Here is an 18,646-nt window from a genome sequence, read left to right on the forward strand (position 1 = left end):
TCGGGCTTGAAATATCGACATATTCCTGCGCCCTCCTTCCTTGCACCTGGCCGTTTTGCCTCAAACCTCGACGGTGTGGTTTATGAGTTTACGGCCTAGATGGCGATCCAGAACCAGAGCCCGTTCGTGTCGAGCCCTTCGACTTGCTCAGGATAAACCTCGGGCATTGCCCGAAGTCGAGATACCTTCTGGCGTGTCTCGACTTCGCTCGACACGAACGGGTGTTTGATTGAAATAGACGCTGCGTTCTAACCCTTTGTCGGCTTGGTCTTTTTCAGCTTGTGGGCTTCGATCAGTTCGTCCAATTCGGCAACCCGCATGCGTTCCTTCGTGTCCTTGGCCAGACCCTTGAGGCGGCAGCTTGCCCACAGGCTTTTGCGTTCGGATTCGAGCGCCTTCAGATACAGATCGGCCATGAAATTTTTGCCTCGTAAACTTTGGTAATTTCGGGAACTGAGATGGGTAGTTGACCGGCTTTACCGGCGCTACCGGCGTGATCGGTGGCCATGATTTTTTGCCGCCACCTGTGCAGCATTCTGGGCAAGGTCAGCACGCTCTCGGCGGGTCGAGCGGCTGGCCGAATTGGTTGATTCCTCGGCGGCCAATTTGCGCCAACGATCGAAGCGTGCGGGATCAAGCGTGCCCTGTGCAACGGCGGCCTTGATGCTGCACCCGGCCTCTCGCTCATGCGAACAGTTGGAAAAGCGGCACTCCAGCGCCAGTTGCACGATATCGTCAAAAACGTCGGCGATGCCCGCGGCGACCTCGGACAATTGCAACTCGCGCATGCCCGGTGTGTCCATCAGCCATCCGCCGCCTTCCAGACGGTGCATTTCACGCACGGTGGTGGTGTGGCGACCTTTGCCGTCCTCTTCGCGGACGGGCTGAGTCGCAATATCGTCTCGGCCGGTCAGTGTGTTGACCAAGGTTGATTTGCCGACGCCCGATGAGCCCAGCAGAGCAACGGTCTGGCCCGGCCCACACCATGGCGCAAGCCGCGCAACGCTTTGCGCATCGCGAGCATTTATGGCTTCTACTACGATATCGGGCTGCAGAGCGCGGGCCTTGGCGATATAAGTCTCAGTATTGTCTGCAAGATCCGCTTTGGTCAGCACGATAACCGGCGTTACCTCCACTTCGCGCGCCAGCACCAGATAGCGTTCGATTCGCGCAACGTTGAAATCCTGATTGCACGATGCGACGACGAACAGCGTATCGACGTTTGCGGCGATGACCTGCAACTTCTGGCGCTCTCCGGCAGCAAGCCGCTTGAACAAGTTGGCGCGCTGCAAAAGCCGGATGGGTTCGAGGGTATCGCGGTCAAGCAGCAGCCAATCGCCGACAGCCGGACGGTCTGCCTCGGCATCTGCGCCGGGGATGCGCGGCTCGATCAGCATCTGGATGTCGGCACCTGCCACCGCAATCTTGCCGCGATGTACGGCCATCACCCGGACCGGCACGGAGCCCGCGTCTTCAGTGTCCGACATCTGGTCGCTGAAGAAGGAGGTCCAGCCGAGTTCGGCCAAGGGGGGGCTGTGGGCGGGCATAAAGTTTGCGGTGCGGCTTTCAAAGCGACGTGATGGGCGTGCCGTAGTCCGCATCACGCGCTTGCGCACTCAAAATCAGGGTGCGCCACATCCTGTTATTGCAAGGGGCCGTTTTTCAAGCGTTTACGGCTGAGGAACGGCGGATGGGCCGTTGCGGATGCTGGAATATTCGGCTTCGGCCTGCTGCATTTTCTGAGTGCCGCTGGAAACAAGCTGCTCGCCATTCATGCGTTCGGTGCGCGAATCTTCGATCTGGCGTTGCGCCTTGACCATCTTCTCCTGCGCGTTCTTCAGGTCCTTTTCGCCATCGGCGGCGCGTTTGGCGCTGCGGGAGAGGAGCTTCTGCCCCTCGCGCTGATCGCGTTGGCCGTCAGTCCATGTCTTGCCGCGAGCGGTTATATCGCCGCCACGTTCGGCCATGCGCTGGCCATTATCCATGCCGCCTGATCCGCCTGACGCGCAGGCCGTCAACGCAAAAGCTGAAGCGGCTACCATTGTTACGTTGAAAAGATTTGAGATTCTCATGACATTTTCCTTTGGCAACCAACAAACGGCATTACCAACGGAGAAAAATTGCCATTCCACAGATAACGGTAACAGAACGTCCGAAATGCCTGTTGTATCCCGGCTCAGAAATTATTCTGACAAATAAGTTCGCGTGAACAGTCTTGAAGCTCTGACTTCAGACGTTCTTGTCAGCTTCCTGCTTTCTTGCCTCAGCCGCTGCCTTGTCCTTGGCGATCTCGCGGTTGATCGAGCGCAGTTGCCACAGGCCAAAGCCCAATGCGATGCCGGCGAACACGACGATTTCGATCCACCCGAAGTTTTCACCGACAGCGTTCATGCAGGCACTCCTGTCTCTAGACCAAGCTTTTGCGCCAGAAACGTCCCGATCAGGTCTGCGGCGCGCTCAGGCTGTTCTTCGTGCGCCAGATGGCCCAGCATCGGCAACACTTCCAGACGGCAATCGGGGATGAGTTTGGCCGCGCGCTCCACCGAATCAAGCGGCACGGCCTTGTCGGCGCTCGAATGGACCAACAGGACCGGGCTGGCGATTTTCGGCAGCAGGCGGCTTAAGGCTTCCAGATCCCAACTGGCCATCATCTCCATCGCGCCGCCACAGTGGCGATGGTGGCTCATCAAGGCTTCATAGGCGGCGATGCCCTGAGCATCGATTTTCGACCCGGTAGCGCGGCCCAGAAAGCGCCCCGTCTCGCCGGGGATGCGCGCAATTCCGGCCAGCATTCGGGGGACGAAAGGGTTGATGAACAACGCTTTGGCCAGCGATGGAAACAGCTTTGCGGCAAGGCCGGGGAAGGGCATCAGCGCAGGGTTGAAGCCGACGACGGGCGTCTCGCGCCCCTGCAGGTGGACCAGCTGCAGTGCCATGGCCGCCCCTGCCGAATGTCCCGCAATCAGGGCAGGGCTGGCTTCCAGCTTGGCGAGCAGATCGGTCAGCGCGCTGGCCATGCCGTTCAGCGTCAGCCCCTGCTTCGGGCGGCCTGTGGTAAAGCCGTGGCCCGGCAGATCCGGCGCGATCACGGTGAAGTTCCGGGCCAGCAGCGGCAGCACATCGCGCCAGCTGTGCGTGGCCGCGCCCGTGCCATGGAGCAGCAGCACGGCGGGGCCTTCGCCCGCCACTTGCACGTGCCATTTCAGCCCCGGCGTTTCGACAAAGCGGCTGGTTGTTCGGTTGGGCCAATTGCGGCCATCAACATCCCAGCGTGGTCCGCTCATGCCCGCTTCCTTTCCGGCTGCGTGGCAAGGGCAACCGCAGCGTTAAGCGTTTTGGCATCGGCAAAGGGCAGCGGCAAGTAGCGCGCGCGCATCGCTTCGGCCACGCGGGCAGCTTCGGGGCGGGGGCGGGGCGAGATGTCGATCACCACGGCATCGATCCGCGCCTCGGCAATCGCGCGCGCGGCGGTGAGCGCATCGGCATTGGCCTGCGCGCGGCCGGGGGAGCCATCGGCGGCGATGTTGGCGCTCCCGTCAGTTAGAAACACCAGCATCGGCGTGCGCCCGCGCGAGGCGATGGCATCGGCCAGTTGGCGGGCGAGCGCGATACCGCTGGCGAGCGGCGTGCCGCCGCCACCGGGCAGTTCCGACAAGGCGCGCTTGGCGCGAGTCAGCGAGCGGGTGGGGGGCAGCAGCAGCTCTGCGCCTGCGCCGCGAAATGCCAGGAGCGCCACTTCGGCTCGCTTTACATAGGCTTGCGCAAGGATCAGTTCGACCGCGCCCTTGGCCTCGGCAAGCCGCGACATGGCCGCAGAGCCGGAAGCATCCACGCAGAACAGCGTAACCGTCGTGCTGCGCTCTTCAAAGCGGCGCACGCGCAGATCATCGCGGCGGAAGCGGATGGGGCCTGCGCCTTCCGGGGCAGGATCGCGGCGGCGCAGCGGCTGCCAGGGGATTGCAGCGCGCAGCGTATCGACCAGCGCCATACGCACGCCGCCGCCGGGCATTCCCGGCCTTGCGCCAAGTGGCTTGCCGCGCATGGCAGAGCCGGTGCGGCGGCCTTGCCCGCCTCCGCGTGCGGAGCGTTGGGCACGGCCCTTGGCGATGGCGTCAAGCACATCGGGTGGGATCATCGCGCGAGCGGCTTCGATCAGCAGGTCTTCGGGGATGTCGGGCGGGGTGTCGTCCTCTTCGCTATCGTTCTGCTCCTGCTCACGCTCTGGCTGTTCCGGGGCGGGTGGTTGCGGCTGTTCGGGCTCTGGAGGGAGTTGCGTGGCGCGCGGGGCGAGGATCAGGCGCGTTGCGGCTTCGAGATCGGCCATTTCAGCCAAGGCGCGCCCGGTCAGCGCGGCGTGGGCGCGGGCGGCGGTGGCGCTGTGGAGCAGGGGGCGCAGCGAGGCCACGCCCAGCGCCGTGGCGGTGGCGGCGAGGGCGGACATAGCCTCACTGTCGAGCGTGGCGGGGGTGGGGGTGTCGGGCGCAGGCAGAGGTGTGGCCAGGTCGGCGGGGCGGACGGCGTTGAGGCTCAGGTCAAACGCCACGCGTTCCATCAGCGCAGGCGGGGGGCGGTCGTCTCCGTCTGCGCCATCTTCGAGCAGGATCAGCAGGAACGCGGCACCGTTGTCCATCGCCTGCGCCACACGGCCAGCGATGTCGATGCGCAAGCGTTCAGCCATTGGGATTACGAGGACGCCGCCTGCAACTTCGGCCAGAAGCCCGCGCTGTAACACGAGTGTGCCACTGGCGAGGCTGGCGGCGATGTCGGTGCCGCCAGACAGGCGATCATCGTCAATATGGCCGGGCAAGCGGCGGAACGGAGTTTCGGGCGGGAGCAGGGCGCGCAGGGCGTCAAGCACCAAGTCACGCGCCGGGCCGCCACCGCGCAGGCACATGCCGCCAAGGCGGTCACGCGAATGGGCCAGCAGGCGCGCTGCCAGCAGCGCATCTGCCAGCTGACTAGTCATACAAAATGTTCGGCAATCGCGCGTTCGATGCGGGCGGTTGATCCGGCTTCATCCAGAACATCGCGGCGCAGGCGGTGGCGCAGGGCTAGAGGTGCAATGTGCAGCAGATGTTCTCGGCGCACCAACTTTGCGCCCTTCAGCGCGGCATAGGCGCGGGCGGCGCGCATCAGCGTGAGTTCGCCGCGCAGGCCATCCACACCGATTGCGCTGCACAGGCGCGCGGCATCGACCAGCACATCATCGGGCACGTCCATTTTGGCTAGCCGCTTTTGGCCACGCGCGATCTGGTTCAGGACCTTGTCGTCTTCCTCGCCCCAGGCGGCGGAAAAAGCCTCGCTATCGGCATCGTGGGCGGCGCAGCGGCGCATGATTTCCACGCGGTCCTCAATCGCGCGCGGTGTGCGCACCTCGACCGACAGGCCGAAACGATCGAGCAGTTGCGGGCGCAACTCGCCCTCTTCGGGGTTGCCGCTGCCGATCAGCACGAAGCGCGCCTTGTGCCGCACGGAAAGCCCTTCACGCTCCACCACATTCTCACCCGAGGCGGCCACATCCAGCAGCAGGTCGACCAGATGGTCCTCCAGCAGATTGATCTCATCAATGTAGAGAAAGCCACGATGGGCGCGGGCGAGCAGGCCGGGTTCGAACACCTTTTCACCGGTGCGCAGCGCGCGTTCCAGATCGAGCGAGCCGAGCACGCGGTCTTCCGTGGCACCCAGCGGCAAATCGACGAATGGCACAGCGCGTTTGCTGGCTTTGGTCGCCTCACACGGGCCGGGGCAAGCGCGGGGGCTTTCGGGTGAGCAACCGAAGCGACAACCGTCCATCACCATGATTGGCGGCAATAGGTTGGCCAGCGCGCGGGCAGCTGTGGATTTCCCTGTTCCCCGGTCGCCAAAAACCATCACCCCGCCGATGGTGGGGTCGACCGCAGCGATCAGGAGCGCGAGCTTCATCTCGTCCTGACCGACGATCGCAGAGAAGGGAAAGCGCGCCATCTGTCCAACACTCTGGACACAATAAAGCGTCACGACAAGCGGAATTATTTCTGTGGGGTTGTCTTGATGAGGCGGTCCTTCAGCGTGTGCATCGTCCACCACACGCCCAGCACCAGCGGAACCACCAGCAGCCCGATCACGAAGTCGTCTGATACGCCGAAAACACTGTCCGGCACCGAATAGAGAGCATATTTGACAAGGCCGAGCAGATAGTAGCTGAGTGCCACGGCAGACAGGCCCTCAACCAGTTGCTGCAACCGCGCCTGCATCGAGATCGACTGTTCCATTGATCGCAGCAGTTCGGCGTTCTGGTTTTCAATCCGGGTGTCGATCCGTGCGCGCAGGAGCGAGGAGAGTTGTTCGGTACGGTTGCCGAGTCGCTGCAGGCGCTCAATCGTAGCGAAGCAAGTGTTCATCGCAGGACGGAAGCGGCGCTGCGTGAAATCCACGAGAGAGGCAAAGCCTTCTACAGCACTCACATCAAGCTGCTCAAGCCGCTCCTCGACGATCTGGCCATAGGCGCGCGTTGCGTCCATGCGGAACGAGATGGCGGTGGAGACCGAGGCGAGATCGAGCGCGAGGCCTGAAAGCTGGGTCAGCAGCGTGTCATCGCGCGCGTCGCTGTCGGCAATGCGATCTGCCAAATCGCGCAATCGGGCTTCGGCAGTATCAAGTTTCGGCCAGCATTCGCGCGCCACCGGCAGGCCCAGCAGCGCTTTGTTGCGATAATTGCCCAGTTCCTGCATCCGCTGCATCTGCCGGGTCAGATCGCGGGGGTCAGCCCCATTGGCGGCTACCAGAAGACGGCCAAAGCCATCGTCCATGATGCGGAAATCCGACCATATGCGGATGCCGCCGCCCAGTGTGCTGGATACAAGTTCGTCGCGATTGAGCGACTGCCGTTCAAGCAATGGCGCAATGGCAGCATCGTCCTCACCCAGCCAGACGCGGGTGCTGCGAATGACCTGTCCGGGCAGGTTTTGCGCCCAGGCAATCGCATCGGCGATTTGCAGATCACCGTGCGCATTGACAAATCCATCCTCGTCACATGGTGAGGCGAACAGCGTCAGGCTGCTGCCTTCGCTCTGGCGTTCCCATGTGAACGTCACCGCAGCGTTGATGCGCCCTTCGCGGTGCGAAGGATTTCCCACAGAGTCGTGGACTCCGCATCGCATTTCTATGGCGGCCAGTTCCTCTGCGCGCTCTGCATCCTCAATGGCGAGTACCCATTGAACGATGTGGCACGGGACAGGCAAAACCGGCCAGCGGCGCAAGTGCATCTCGCCAACAGCGCGGCGCCTGAGTTCATGATCGCGCACGTGGAGAATCTCCCCTGCAATGCGGCGCATCTTGGGGCGTTTTGACCACCAGTGCCGCTTTTGAGGAAAGCTATGCCAAGTCTGGAGGTGGACCAAACGGAATCCCGCTGAACTGCCCGCAATACCGTGCGGTCTTGATCCAAAGGACGATACAGAGGGGGACGTAGCCTTCATCCTGCTTGACCACGTGAACGTTCTCATTTAGGTGAACGTTCACAAGGCGGCGTATCGGCGTCCGCCTGTGCTTTTGCATCCGAGCTTCGAAGATCAACTTTGTAGCCGGAGAAGGGGGAGGATCATGAGCATTTCCACGACCCGTTCCATTGCTGTCCGCGCTTCGAGCATGGCGGCGCTTGCGTTGGCTCTCGCCAGCCAGCCCGTCTTTGCGCAAGATGCCACGTCGGCAGAGCCGCAAGCTGCGGCTGAACCGGAAGGTGAAGGCATTGTCGTCACCGGCATCCGCGCCTCGCTTACGCAGGCGCTGAACATCAAGCGCAGCGCGCAGGGCGTTGTCGATGCGATCTCTGCCGAAGACATCGGCAAGTTCCCCGATACCAACCTTGCTGAATCGCTGCAGCGCATCACCGGCGTTTCGATTGACCGTTCGAATGGTGAAGGCTCGACCGTCACGGTTCGCGGTTTCGGCCCTGAATTCAACCTCGTGCTGCTCAACGGCCGTCAGATGCCGACATCGTCGCTGGGCGATGGTGCAAGCGCGCCATCCACCCGCTCGTTCGATTTCGCCAATCTCGCCTCGGAAGGCGTTTCGGGCGTCGAGGTCTACAAGTCTGGCCGCGCGATCCTGCCCACCGGCGGCATCGGTTCGACCATCAACATCAAGACTCCGCGCCCGCTGGACAAGCCGGGCGTCTCGGGCAGCCTTGCCGCGCGAGGTGTCTATGACACATCGCTGAACGAAGGCACCAAGATCACGCCGGAAGTATCGGGCATCGTCTCGGCCACCTTTGGTGAAGACGACATGTTCGGCGTGCTCGTCACCGGCGTCTGGCAAAAGCGCCAGGCCAGCGTCAATCAGGCCAATGTCGGCTGGCGCGACGGCTATCTGGGCTCGGAAAACAACTGGGGTTCGCTCCCGCAGGCAGGCGATCCGCGCGCTGCCAACATTACCAACCGTCCGGGGCCGACTGACGTCTATCAGGTGCAGCAGAACGCCAGCTATGACCTGAACGATATCGACCGCGAGCGCCTCAACGGCCAGCTCGTGCTGCAGGCTCGCCTGGCTGACAACCTGACCGCAACGTTCGACTACACCTATTCGAGCAACACCGTGCAGGTGCGCAATTCCAACGTCGGCGTGTGGTTCAACTTCAACGATGTGTCGAGCGCGTGGACCGATGGTCCGGCAGCAGGCCCGATCTTCTATTCCGAACGCTTCGGCGCGGCAGAGGGCAAGGACCTGTCGTATTCGGGCGCGCTGACGGAGAACCGTTCGGAAAACAACTCCATCGGCGGCAACCTCAAGTGGGAAAGCGACTTCAGGCTGCGAGTTGAACTTGACGCGCATCATTCGACCGCGCAATCGGGCGCGAACAACCCTTATGGCACCAGCACCTCTGTCGGCACGGCGGTGTTCGGCGTGGCGCAGCAGACGGTGAACTACGAGAACGACCTGCCGGTCATCTCCTACACCATGCACCCCGGCATCGATGCGCTGAACGCGGGCAACATTCAGGCCACCGGCAACGCTTTCCGCAACGCCTTCTTCCGCGACGAGATCAACGAGGCACAACTGCGCGGCGGCTGGGACTTTGACGATTCTGTCCTCGAAAGCCTCGACTTCGGTGTGGTCTACACCGAAAACAAAGTGCGCTCGGCTTACGGCTTCATCCAGAACGATACATGGGGCGGCTCCACCACCAAGGAGCAGCTGTCCGACGATCTGTTCACGCTCGAAACGCTGCCCGACAAGTTCGAGGGCCTTTCGGGCGCTGGCGATCCGGCGATGATCCAGAGCTTTTACAAGTTCAATTTCGAGAACATGGTCAAGTTCCTCGACGATCTGAACGGCATCTGCGGGGGTGACAACAACTGCCTTTCGCCCTTCAACACCGATCGCCGCATCCGCGAACGTACCGTTGCGCCCTATATTCAGGCCAACACCAAGTTCGACCTGTTCCAGAACCCCGCGCACTTCCGCGCAGGGCTCCGCTATGAAAAGACGAACATCACCTCGTCTGCTCTGGTGCCGATCCCCACCGGAACGCAGTGGGTTTCGGCCAACGAGTTCAACCTCGTCTATGGACCCGACAGCGATTTCACCACGTTTACGGGCAGCTATGAAAACTGGCTCCCGGCCATCGATTTCGATTTCGAACCGGTGGAGAACGTCAAGGTCCGCGCCAGCTACAGCCACACCATCACCCGGCCCGACTATGCCTTGATGCAGGGTGGGCGCACGGTGGACCAGCTGTTCCGCATTGGCGGCGGCTTTGGCAGCCAGGGCAATCCGGGGCTGAACCCCTACAAGTCGAAGAATATCGATGTTTCGGCAGAATGGTACTACGACAAGGCCAGTTATCTGTCGGTCGGCTTCTTCGACAAGCGCGTGCGCAATTTCATCGCGCAGGACCGGATCGACAGCGAAGCCTTCGGCCTGACCAACCCGGCTGACGGTCCGCGCTATCGCGCTGCCATCGGTGCGCTGGGTGCGAATGCCAGCACCACCGCGATCCGCAACTATATCTTTGCCAACAACCCCGGCTCGGTGATCGTCGACAGCTTCGATCCGGTGACCGGCAACTACGCCGGCAAGATCCTCGGCCTGCCTGAAGACAACGCGGTGAACTTCCAGATCACCACGCCGATCAACTCGGATCAGGCAGCGCACCTCTATGGCTTCGAATTTGCCGTGCAGCACAGCTTCTGGGACACCGGCTTCGGCACGATCCTGAACTACACTGTGGTCAAGGGCGATGCGCGCTACGACGTGACGCAGCCATCCAGCGTGCCGCAGTTTGCGCTGACCGGTCTGTCAGACAGTGCCAACGCCGTGCTGTTCTATGACAAGAACGGGTTGCAAGCCCGCGTGGCCTACAACTGGCGTGACAAGTTCCTTGGCGGCACCGGCCCGAACCCGTTCTTCATCGAGGCCTATGGCCAGGTCGATGCCAGCGCGAGCTGGGAGTTCGCGCGCGTAAACTTCTGAGGTCTTGATAACGTTCAGGCACAATGGGAAAAGGCCGGGCCGAAAGGTCCGGCCGTTCTCCTGAAAACTGGGGGCCGGGCGGCGCAGATCGCACAAGCTCCAGAGGATGAAGTCAGGCAAACCCATGACCCAGCACGCAGTCCTCGATTCCCTCAAGCATCGTCATTTGCGCGTCCGCACGGACCGTGCGGCATCGCTGGGTGATGCAGTGATGGCCTGCCTTGTCATGCCCGCCGAGTTCCGCCGCGCACAGGCGCACTATCCCATCGTGTTCCGGCGCGATCTTGAGACCGGGCGCATGTCGGCGCTCGCCCTGTTCGGGTTCGCCAATGGCGAGAACCTGTTTCTGCGCGGCAATGGCTGGGATGCGCCGTGGCTGCCGCTGGCGCACGCGGTCCAGCCCTTCCTGATCGGCCGCAACGCCGATCCTGCCGCCACACCGCAGGTCCACATCGACCTTGCCAGCCCGCGCGTTTGCGAAACCGAAGGTGAGCGCCTGTTCGACGACATGGGCAATCCGACCACGCTGCTGGAAGACGTGGCGCAGAACCTCGGTGATCTTGACGCCGCCTATCAGGCTTCGGGCGCCTTCCTCGAAGCATTGGAGCGGCATGAACTGCTCGAACCTTTCGCGCTCGAAGTGCCGCAACCTGATGGTTCGCACCAGTCGCTGGTCGGCTTTCACACGATCAACGAAGAGCGCCTGCGCACGCTTCCCGCCGATGTGCTGGGCGAGTTGCACGCCGCCGGTCACCTGATGCCGCTGTTCATGGCGGTGGCCTCGGTCGGGCGCTTTGCCGATCTCATCGCGCGCAAGTCCGTCCTTGGCGCAAGTTGAGGCTTTGGCCCCCGTGCGTGAGGTTACGGCAGCGGATCTGCCCAGCCTGATCGCCAGCGGGCAGGAACCGTTCGCGGTGCGCGGGCTTGTGCGCGATTGGCCACTGGTCAGTGCAGGCCTGGCATCGGCAAAGGAAGCGCGCGCCTATCTCGTCGCTCATGCCCGCCCGGTCGATCTGCCGGTCTCCATCGCTGATCCCGACAAGGGCGGGCGGCTGTTCTATGACGCTGCGATGGACGTCAATTTCCGCATGGGAACCGGACGCCTTGCCGACATCTTTGCAGGGTTCGACAAGGCCGAAGGCCGCGCTGCCCACGAAGTGCCGACCGTCTACCTCGGCTCCATCGACATTCACCGCTATTTCGATGGCCTGCATCAGGCTAACCACGTGCCCGCCGTGCCGCAAGACGCGCTCGCCTCGATCTGGATAGGCAACGCTACGCGCATTGCTGCGCACAACGATCACCCGCGCAACTTGGCCTGCTGCGCTGTCGGACAGCGCCGCTTCACGCTGTTCCCGCCCGACCAGTTTGCCAACCTCTACCTCGGCCCGCTCGACATCACGCCAGCGGGGCGGCCCGTTTCGCTGGTCGATTTTGACAACCCGGATTTCGCCCAATACCCGCGCTACCGGGAAGCGCTGGTCCACGCGCAAGTGGCAGACCTGCAACCGGGCGACGCTCTGTTCATCCCCTCGCTGTGGTATCACCACGTCGATGCGACCGCGCCGTTCAACGTGCTGGTCAATTACTGGTGGCGCGAAACCCCACGGTTCCTCGGCCAGCCCCAAACCGCGATGACGCACGCCATCATGGCCATCCGCGATCTGCCTGAGGCTGAGCGCGCAATCTGGCGCGATATGTTCGAACACTATGTCTTCTCCGGCGGCAATGACGCCCGTGCCCATGTTCCCGAAGCCGGGCAGGGCATCCTTGCGCCCATCGACGCGCGCACCGCCCAACGCCTCCAGCAGTTCCTCCTGAGGAGCCTCAGCCAATGACCGCAACCAACTTGCCCCGCCGCATTGTCATTGCCGGAGGCGGCACTGCCGGGTGGATGACTGCCGCCGCATTGGCCCGCACGCTAGGCCCGGTGGCGCAGGTCACGCTGGTGGAAAGCGAGCAGATCGGCACCATCGGCGTCGGCGAAAGCACGATCCCGCCGCTGGTGGCCTACAACCGCATCCTCGGCATCAACGAGGCCGATTTCATGCGGGCCACGCAGGCCACCTTCAAACTCGGCATCAATTTCGAGAACTGGCGGGTTCCGGGTGAGGCCTATTTCCATTCGTTCGGCGGCACGGGCAAGGATCACTGGTCCGCCGGTTTCCAGCACTTCTGGATGAACGGCCTGACACGCGGCCACACCGCCCCCTACAGCGAATATTGCCTTGAACTGAAGGCCGCAGAGGCTGGGCGCTTCGCCCACTTGCCCGAAGACCGCATGAACTACGCCTACCAGCTCGATTCCGGCCTTTACGCGCGGTTCCTGCGCGGCATGGCCGAGGCTGACGGCACAAAACGGATCGAAGGCAAGATCGCGCAGGTCCAGCTGGACGGCGAAACCGGCAATATCGCCGCGCTCCTCCTCGAAAGCGGCAAACGCATCGAAGGCGACCTGTTCATAGACTGCACCGGCTTCCGCGCGCTCCTCATCGAAGGGGCCTTGCGTGTCGGGTACGACGATTGGACACACTGGCTCCCCTGCGACAGCGCCATCGCCATCCAGACCGCCAGCGTACGTCCACCGGTGCCCTATACCCGTGCCATCGCGCATGAAGCAGGCTGGCAGTGGCGCATTCCGTTGCAGCATCGGCAGGGCAACGGCGTGGTCTATTGCAGCGATTTCCTCGGCCACGATGTGGCCCTGGAAAAGCTGCTCTCCAGCGTCGAAGGCGAAAAGCTGGTAAAGCCAAACCATATCCGCTTCCGCACTGGCGCGCGGCGCAAGCAGTGGCACCGCAATTGCGTGGCCGTGGGTCTTTCGGGCGGGTTCATGGAGCCGCTGGAAAGTACCTCGATCCACCTGATCCAGCGCGCAATCCTGCGCATCGTGCGGATGCTTCCGGCAGGCGCAATCAGCCAGCGCGATATCGATGAATTCAACGACCAGCAGTTCACCGACATGGAGCAGATCCGCGATTTCCTCGTCCTGCATTACAAGGTCACCGACCGGCGTGACACGCCGTTCTGGCGGCACGTGTCGGCCATGGACGTGCCGGAAAGCCTGACGCACAAGATCGAACTGTTCCGCGAAACGGGCCGTGTCTTCCGCAAGAACGAGGAACTGTTCGCGGAAAATTCGTGGGTGCAGGTGATGATGGGGCAGGGGATCATGCCGCAAAGCCACCACCCCGTTGCCGCCAAGCTGCGTGACGAGGAAATGGCACATTTGTTTGGCACTCTGCGCGATCAGGTGGCCCGCACTGTGGCCGCTCTGCCCGTCCATGGGGACTATGTCGTGCGCTATTGCGGAGCCGACGTTCCGGTCGCCGCATGAGCAATACTTGTCACAATACCATTTCGCAGCCTACGAAGGCTGCGGGTGCCTAGTCAGAGGGGTAATTAAGACACGATGGCGCGCAGGCGGCAGGCGGTAACGATCAAGCACGTGGCGGCTGATGCAGGTGTTTCGCTGCAGACGGTCAGCCGCGTCATCAACAACGAGGCCAACGTCCGGCCCGAAATGCGCGAGAAGGTTCAAGCCTCTATCGACAAGCTGGGCTATGTTCCCTCGATCGCGGCGCAGCGCATGAGCGGATCGCGCTCCTACCTGATCCTTGCCCTGAATGACCGCGAACGCACCATCGCGGATTGGCGCGCGCGGCAGGGTACCGACTGGGTGGACCAGATGCTGCTCGGCGGTATGCTTGAATGCGCAGAACATGGCTATCGCCTGATCTTCGAACTGGTCGATACTCACAGCGATCACGTGGAGCGGGAACTGGGTGCTGCCATCGCCGCGCTCCAGCCCGATGGCGCAATCCTCACCCCGCCGCATTCGGACAATCCACTGATCCTCAAGACACTGGCCAAGCACAATATTCCGTTCGCTCGAATTGGCGCGCAGGCGGTGGAGGAGGGACTGCCCCAAGGCATTTGCGTGTCGATGGACGATGAAGGCGGCGCACGGCTTGCGACGCGGCACCTGGCCGATCTTGGCCATCGCCGCATCGCCATGATCTCCGGCCCTTCCGAATACCGCCTTGCGGGAACCCGTGTCGATGGCTGGCGCGCTGAAATGGCCGAAGCCGGACTGGACAGCGGCAGATTGCTCGAAGCGGGCGACTTTACTTATGCATCAGGCGTCCGTGCCGCCCGCGCGCTTCTGTCACGTGCCGACCGGCCGAGCGCGATCATTGCCAGCAACGACCAAATGGCGCTCGCCACGGCGGAAATCGCAGCCGAACTTGGCCTTGCCATCCCCGCAGACCTTTCGCTGGTCAGTTTCGACAACACCCCGCTGGTGCGCTTCACCCGCCCACCACTTACGGCAGTGGACCAGCCCATCGCCGAAACCACCGCCACCGCCGTGCGCTTGCTGATCGCCGCCCAGCGTGGTGACGAGCGCGTGCCCGAACCGCTGATTATTCCGATGGGCTTCGAAGTGCGCGGATCGACTGCCGCTCCGGCGGATTGCCTGCAGGATTCGTGAACGCCCAAGCAACCCAAGACCGCCGGTTCCTTGCGCTCTACGCACTGGCATGGGCTGGCGCGACTGTTGCTTATGTCCCGCTGCTGACGCTGCTTTTGCCGATGCATGTGGACAAGCTGGCAGGACCAGAAGCAGTGCGCTGGCTGGCAATCACGACCTTTGCAGGCGCGATCATCGCCAGTGTTACCAACATTGCTGCAGGGTGGTTGAGTGATCTAGCCGGAAAGCGCAGGCCGTTCGTGCTGGCAGGACTGGTGCTCTCCACTGCGATGCTGATGGTGATGCCACACGCTGAAACATTGGCGCGGTTGATGGGCGTGATCGTGCTCTGGCAACTCGGCCTCAATGTGATGCTCGGCCCCCTGTCCGCATGGGCCGGAGACCGCGTTCCTGAAGCGCGCCGGGGAATGCTCGGTGGCTTGCTCGCGTTCGCCCCGGCCACTGGTGCGCTGGCCGGAGCAGTCGTCACGATCCCTGGCGTGGCTGACCTGCCGCAGCGCTTTGGCTTGGTCGGTGTCATAGTGACTGCCTGCGTCTTGCCGATCATTCTGCTGGGCGAAGATGGTCGGCCAACAAACGGCAGCCAACCTACCGAAGGGAGCGAGGTAGCACGGAAAGTTCTGCGCGGCATGGCTACGCGCATGTGGTTCGCACGCCTCTTCGTCCAAGTTTCCGAGGCCGCGCTTTTCGCCTATTTCTACCTCTGGCTGCGCACGGTCGATCCTGCCTTGCCCGATGACGCCATCGCCCGTGTGCTGCTGACCGCCATGGTGATTGGCGCGCTGACCGCACTAGCTGCCGGACGCTGGGCAGACAAACATGGCAAACCCGTCCTCCCTCTTGCGCTCGCATCAGGCGGAGCGGCGGCAGGCCTGATGGTCATGGCACTGGCGACGGGGCGCGGAGGGGTGATCGGCGGATATCTGCTGTTCGGCCTGTCCACTGCGGTTTTCCTCGCGCTCCACAGCGCTCACACGCTGCGCGTTCTGCCCGACAGCACGCGGCGCGGGCGCGATCTGGGGTTGTTCAACCTCACCAACACCATCCCTTCACTGGTCGTACCTTCGCTCACGTTGGCGCTTGTGCCTACGCTGGGGTTTGCCGGGCTGTTCGTGGTGCTGGCTGTCCTCGCATTGGCCGCGATGGCGCTGCTTTCCCGATGATCGCAAAAGCCTGCTGAAAGGCTTGATTTATGCCCGCTGACATGTGAAACGCTTTGAATTGAGAACGTTCACAGAAGTTGGGGAAGTCGATGTCGACAGGTTGCAAAACGCACGCCGGGTTGTTGGTTCTGCCACTGCTGCTGGGCACCACTGCGCTGAATGCGCAAGGGAGCGGGACTGCCGATCCTGCAAAGTGGCCCATCGCGCAAAGCCCCTCGGCCATCACTTCGCCCAAGACAGAACGCGAGATTGACCGGCTCATCAGTAAAATGACGCTGGAACAGAAGGTTGGGCAAGTCATCCAAGGCGATATCAGCGCGATGACCCCCTCCGATCTGGAGCGCTATCCGCTTGGCTCGATCCTTGCGGGCGGCAACAGCGGCCCATATGGAGACGAACGCGCAGACGCCGCCAAGTGGTTGAAACTGGTGCAGGAATACCGCGCCGCATCGCGCAAGGCCGGAGCCGGAATCCCTATCCTTTTCGGCGTTGATGCTGTCCACGGACATTCCAATGTGCCGGGCGCAACGATCTTTCCGCACAACATCGGGTTGGGCGCTGCGCATGACCCGGATCTGATCCGTCGCATCGGCGAGGCGACCGCTGAAGAGATTTCCGCGACCGGGATTGAATGGACGTTCGCGCCCACGTTGGCGGTGCCGCAAGACCTGCGCTGGGGACGTGCCTATGAAGGCTATTCAAGCGACCCGAAAGTGATCGCTGCGTACTCCCCGGTGATGGTAGAGGCGCTTCAGGGGCGTTTTGGTGCACTTCAGAAACTGCCCGCAAACAAGGTTGCCGCAAGCGCAAAACACTTCCTTGCCGATGGTGGCACGGCTGGCGGCAAGGACCAGGGCGATGCGCAGATTTCAGAGGAAGAACTGGTCCGCATCCACGCCGCAGGGTATGCGCCTGCGATCGATGCGGGCGCGCTGACGGTGATGGCCAGCTTTTCCAGCTGGAACGGCGTGAAGAACCACGGCAACCGCTCGCTTCTGACTGATGTGTTGAAAAAACGCATGGGGTTTGAAGGGCTTGTGGTGGGTGACTGGAATGGCCACGGCCAGATTCCCGGTTGCACGCCCACCGATTGCGCCGCTGCGATCAATGCCGGGCTTGACCTCTACATGGCGCCAGACAGCTGGAAAGCCTTGTATGACAATACCTTGAAGCAAGCGCGGGACGGGACGATCCCGATGGCTCGGTTGGAAGACGCCGTCCGCCGCAATCTGCGGGTGAAGTTCAAGCTCGGACTGATGGGCAAAACGCCGGTGGAGCGCGGCAACCCGGCCATGTTGGGCGCAGACAAGCATCTTGAAGTAGCCCGTGAAGCCGTTGCCAAGTCACTGGTACTGCTGAAAAACGAAGGCTCTGTTCTGCCGATCCGCGCCGGTGCGAACGTGCTGTTGACCGGCCCGGGGGCTGACAGCATGGCGATGCAGGCTGGCGGCTGGACGATCACCTGGCAGGGCACAGATACATCGCCCGCCGACTTCCCGAAGGGCCGCACCATCGGCCGCGCCATTGTGGACGCGGTGAATGAGGCTGGCGGCAAGGCGGAAATCGCTGCAGTTCCGGGTGCAGCAAAGCCCGATGTGGCGGTGGTCGTTTTTGGCGAACAGCCTTACGCCGAATTTCAGGGCGATGTTTCCAATCTTATGTTCCAGCCCCAGTCGGGCGAATTGGAACTGATCAAGTCGCTGAAAGAAAAGGGTATCCCGGTCGTCGCGGTCTTTCTTTCGGGCCGCCCGATGTTCGTTGGAAAGGCAATGAACCTTGCCGATGCATTTGTTGCAGCATGGCAGCCGGGATCACAGGGGCAGGGTGTTGCCGATGTTCTGGTGTCAGGCCGCGATGGCAGGCCCAAGCGGGATTTCACCGGTACGCTTTCATTCGACTGGCCGCAGGATGCGCGCGCGCCGATGATCGATCCGCTGTTCAAGGTCGGCCACGGCCTTTCCTATGCCAGACCGGGAAAAGTCGGCCCGGTCAACGAAGACCCACGCGTCGATCTTGGCCCGGCGCTCAGTGAAACGACCTATATTCGCGCGGGCAAAGTCATTGATCCGTGGCGGCTGGGCCTTGATAGCGTTGTGATGATGCGCGCGGTGGACGTGTCGGCGCAGGAGGATGGACGGCAGTTCACCTGGGCTGGCAAGGGTGCCTTCGCGCTCGATGGCCCACCGATTGACGTGCAGCGTCAGGTGAACGGCGGCTTTGTGCTGCGGCTCGACTGGCGGCTGGATGCGCGCGGTTCCGGGCCGGTGACGGCTTCATTTGGCGGCGTGGCGCTGGACGTGAGTGCGCTGCTTCCAGCTGCGGGACAGACCGGCATGATGCGTATTCCGCTGACTTGCTTTGCGGCGCATGGGGCGAAGGTGGCAGCGATTGGTCAGCCGTTGCGGCTGGGCGCGGACAAGGGCTTTGTCGTGAGCATCCGCAATGCCGGGATTGAGGGTGTGGGTGAGGCGATTGCCTGCCCTTCGCTGGCGAAGTAGGAGGTTTATGACTACCGGTGGACATACGCCTCCGGTTGCGCGAA

The 18,646-nt window shown here is 62.5% G+C and carries 15 protein-coding genes; 7 read left to right on the top strand and 8 right to left on the bottom strand.

Features of this window, described 5'->3' with window-relative positions; translation table 11 throughout:
• Positions 1 to 248 precede the first annotated feature (248 nt).
• From B7X90_RS11920 to B7X90_RS11955, 8 genes are all read right to left on the bottom strand, one after another.
• Positions 249 to 416 carry a hypothetical protein gene (locus B7X90_RS11920; RefSeq protein WP_292624722.1) on the bottom strand — a complete coding sequence of 56 codons (168 nt, stop codon included), beginning with the start codon at positions 414 to 416 and terminating at the stop codon, positions 249 to 251.
• A 69-nt stretch (positions 417 to 485) separates the two neighbouring features.
• A complete protein-coding gene (gene rsgA / locus B7X90_RS11925; RefSeq protein WP_292624724.1) occupies positions 486 to 1,487 on the bottom strand; it encodes a ribosome small subunit-dependent GTPase A in 1,002 nt (333 codons plus the stop codon).
• A gap of 183 nt (positions 1,488 to 1,670) precedes the next feature.
• Positions 1,671 to 2,072, bottom strand: coding sequence for a hypothetical protein (locus B7X90_RS11930; RefSeq protein WP_292624727.1), 402 nt, complete (start codon positions 2,070 to 2,072; stop codon positions 1,671 to 1,673).
• A gap of 157 nt (positions 2,073 to 2,229) precedes the next feature.
• Complete coding sequence (locus B7X90_RS11935) at positions 2,230 to 2,391, bottom strand: hypothetical protein (RefSeq protein ID WP_292624729.1); 162 nt, start codon at positions 2,389 to 2,391, stop codon at positions 2,230 to 2,232.
• Entirely contained in the window at positions 2,388 to 3,284 is an 897-nt protein-coding gene (gene bchO / locus B7X90_RS11940) for an alpha/beta fold hydrolase BchO (RefSeq protein ID WP_292624732.1), read from the bottom strand. Before bchO ends, B7X90_RS11935 begins: the two co-directional genes overlap by 4 nt.
• Positions 3,281 to 4,966, bottom strand: coding sequence for a magnesium chelatase subunit D (locus tag B7X90_RS11945; RefSeq protein ID WP_292624733.1), 1,686 nt, complete (start codon positions 4,964 to 4,966; stop codon positions 3,281 to 3,283). Before B7X90_RS11945 ends, bchO begins: the two co-directional genes overlap by 4 nt.
• Positions 4,963 to 5,964 carry a magnesium chelatase ATPase subunit I gene (bchI, locus tag B7X90_RS11950; RefSeq protein ID WP_292624735.1) on the bottom strand — a complete coding sequence of 334 codons (1,002 nt, stop codon included), beginning with the start codon at positions 5,962 to 5,964 and terminating at the stop codon, positions 4,963 to 4,965. Before bchI ends, B7X90_RS11945 begins: the two co-directional genes overlap by 4 nt.
• A 44-nt stretch (positions 5,965 to 6,008) precedes the next feature.
• Complete coding sequence (locus B7X90_RS11955; RefSeq protein ID WP_292624736.1) at positions 6,009 to 7,313, bottom strand: DUF3422 domain-containing protein; 1,305 nt, start codon at positions 7,311 to 7,313, stop codon at positions 6,009 to 6,011.
• Positions 7,314 to 7,581: 268 nt separating this feature from the next.
• On the opposite strand from B7X90_RS11955, the gene B7X90_RS11960 reads away from it, so the two are divergent.
• From B7X90_RS11960 to B7X90_RS11990, 7 genes are all read left to right on the top strand, one after another.
• Positions 7,582 to 10,449, top strand: coding sequence for a TonB-dependent receptor (locus tag B7X90_RS11960; RefSeq protein WP_292624738.1), 2,868 nt, complete (start codon positions 7,582 to 7,584; stop codon positions 10,447 to 10,449).
• 124 nt (positions 10,450 to 10,573) lie between these two features.
• Positions 10,574 to 11,287 carry a SapC family protein gene (locus B7X90_RS11965; protein ID WP_292624740.1) on the top strand — a complete coding sequence of 238 codons (714 nt, stop codon included), beginning with the start codon at positions 10,574 to 10,576 and terminating at the stop codon, positions 11,285 to 11,287.
• Between the two features lie 13 nt (positions 11,288 to 11,300).
• Positions 11,301 to 12,287 (top strand): cupin-like domain-containing protein, encoded by a 987-nt coding sequence (locus B7X90_RS11970; RefSeq protein WP_292624741.1) that lies wholly within the window; start codon positions 11,301 to 11,303, stop codon positions 12,285 to 12,287.
• Positions 12,284 to 13,786 (top strand): tryptophan halogenase family protein, encoded by a 1,503-nt coding sequence (locus B7X90_RS11975; RefSeq protein WP_292624743.1) that lies wholly within the window; start codon positions 12,284 to 12,286, stop codon positions 13,784 to 13,786. The genes B7X90_RS11970 and B7X90_RS11975 overlap by 4 nt, the downstream gene beginning before the upstream one ends.
• A 75-nt stretch (positions 13,787 to 13,861) precedes the next feature.
• Complete coding sequence (locus tag B7X90_RS11980; protein ID WP_292624745.1) at positions 13,862 to 14,941, top strand: LacI family DNA-binding transcriptional regulator; 1,080 nt, start codon at positions 13,862 to 13,864, stop codon at positions 14,939 to 14,941.
• Positions 14,938 to 16,104, top strand: coding sequence for an MFS transporter (locus B7X90_RS11985; RefSeq protein ID WP_292624747.1), 1,167 nt, complete (start codon positions 14,938 to 14,940; stop codon positions 16,102 to 16,104). Before B7X90_RS11980 ends, B7X90_RS11985 begins: the two co-directional genes overlap by 4 nt.
• Positions 16,105 to 16,193: 89 nt before the next feature.
• Positions 16,194 to 18,602 carry a glycoside hydrolase family 3 protein gene (locus B7X90_RS11990; protein WP_292624749.1) on the top strand — a complete coding sequence of 803 codons (2,409 nt, stop codon included), beginning with the start codon at positions 16,194 to 16,196 and terminating at the stop codon, positions 18,600 to 18,602.
• The last annotated feature ends 44 nt before the right edge of the window (positions 18,603 to 18,646 follow it).

Origin of the sequence: Novosphingobium sp. 17-62-19, from assembly GCF_002256775.1 — a bacterium.
In the GTDB taxonomy this organism is placed as follows: Bacteria; Pseudomonadota; Alphaproteobacteria; order Sphingomonadales; family Sphingomonadaceae; genus Novosphingobium.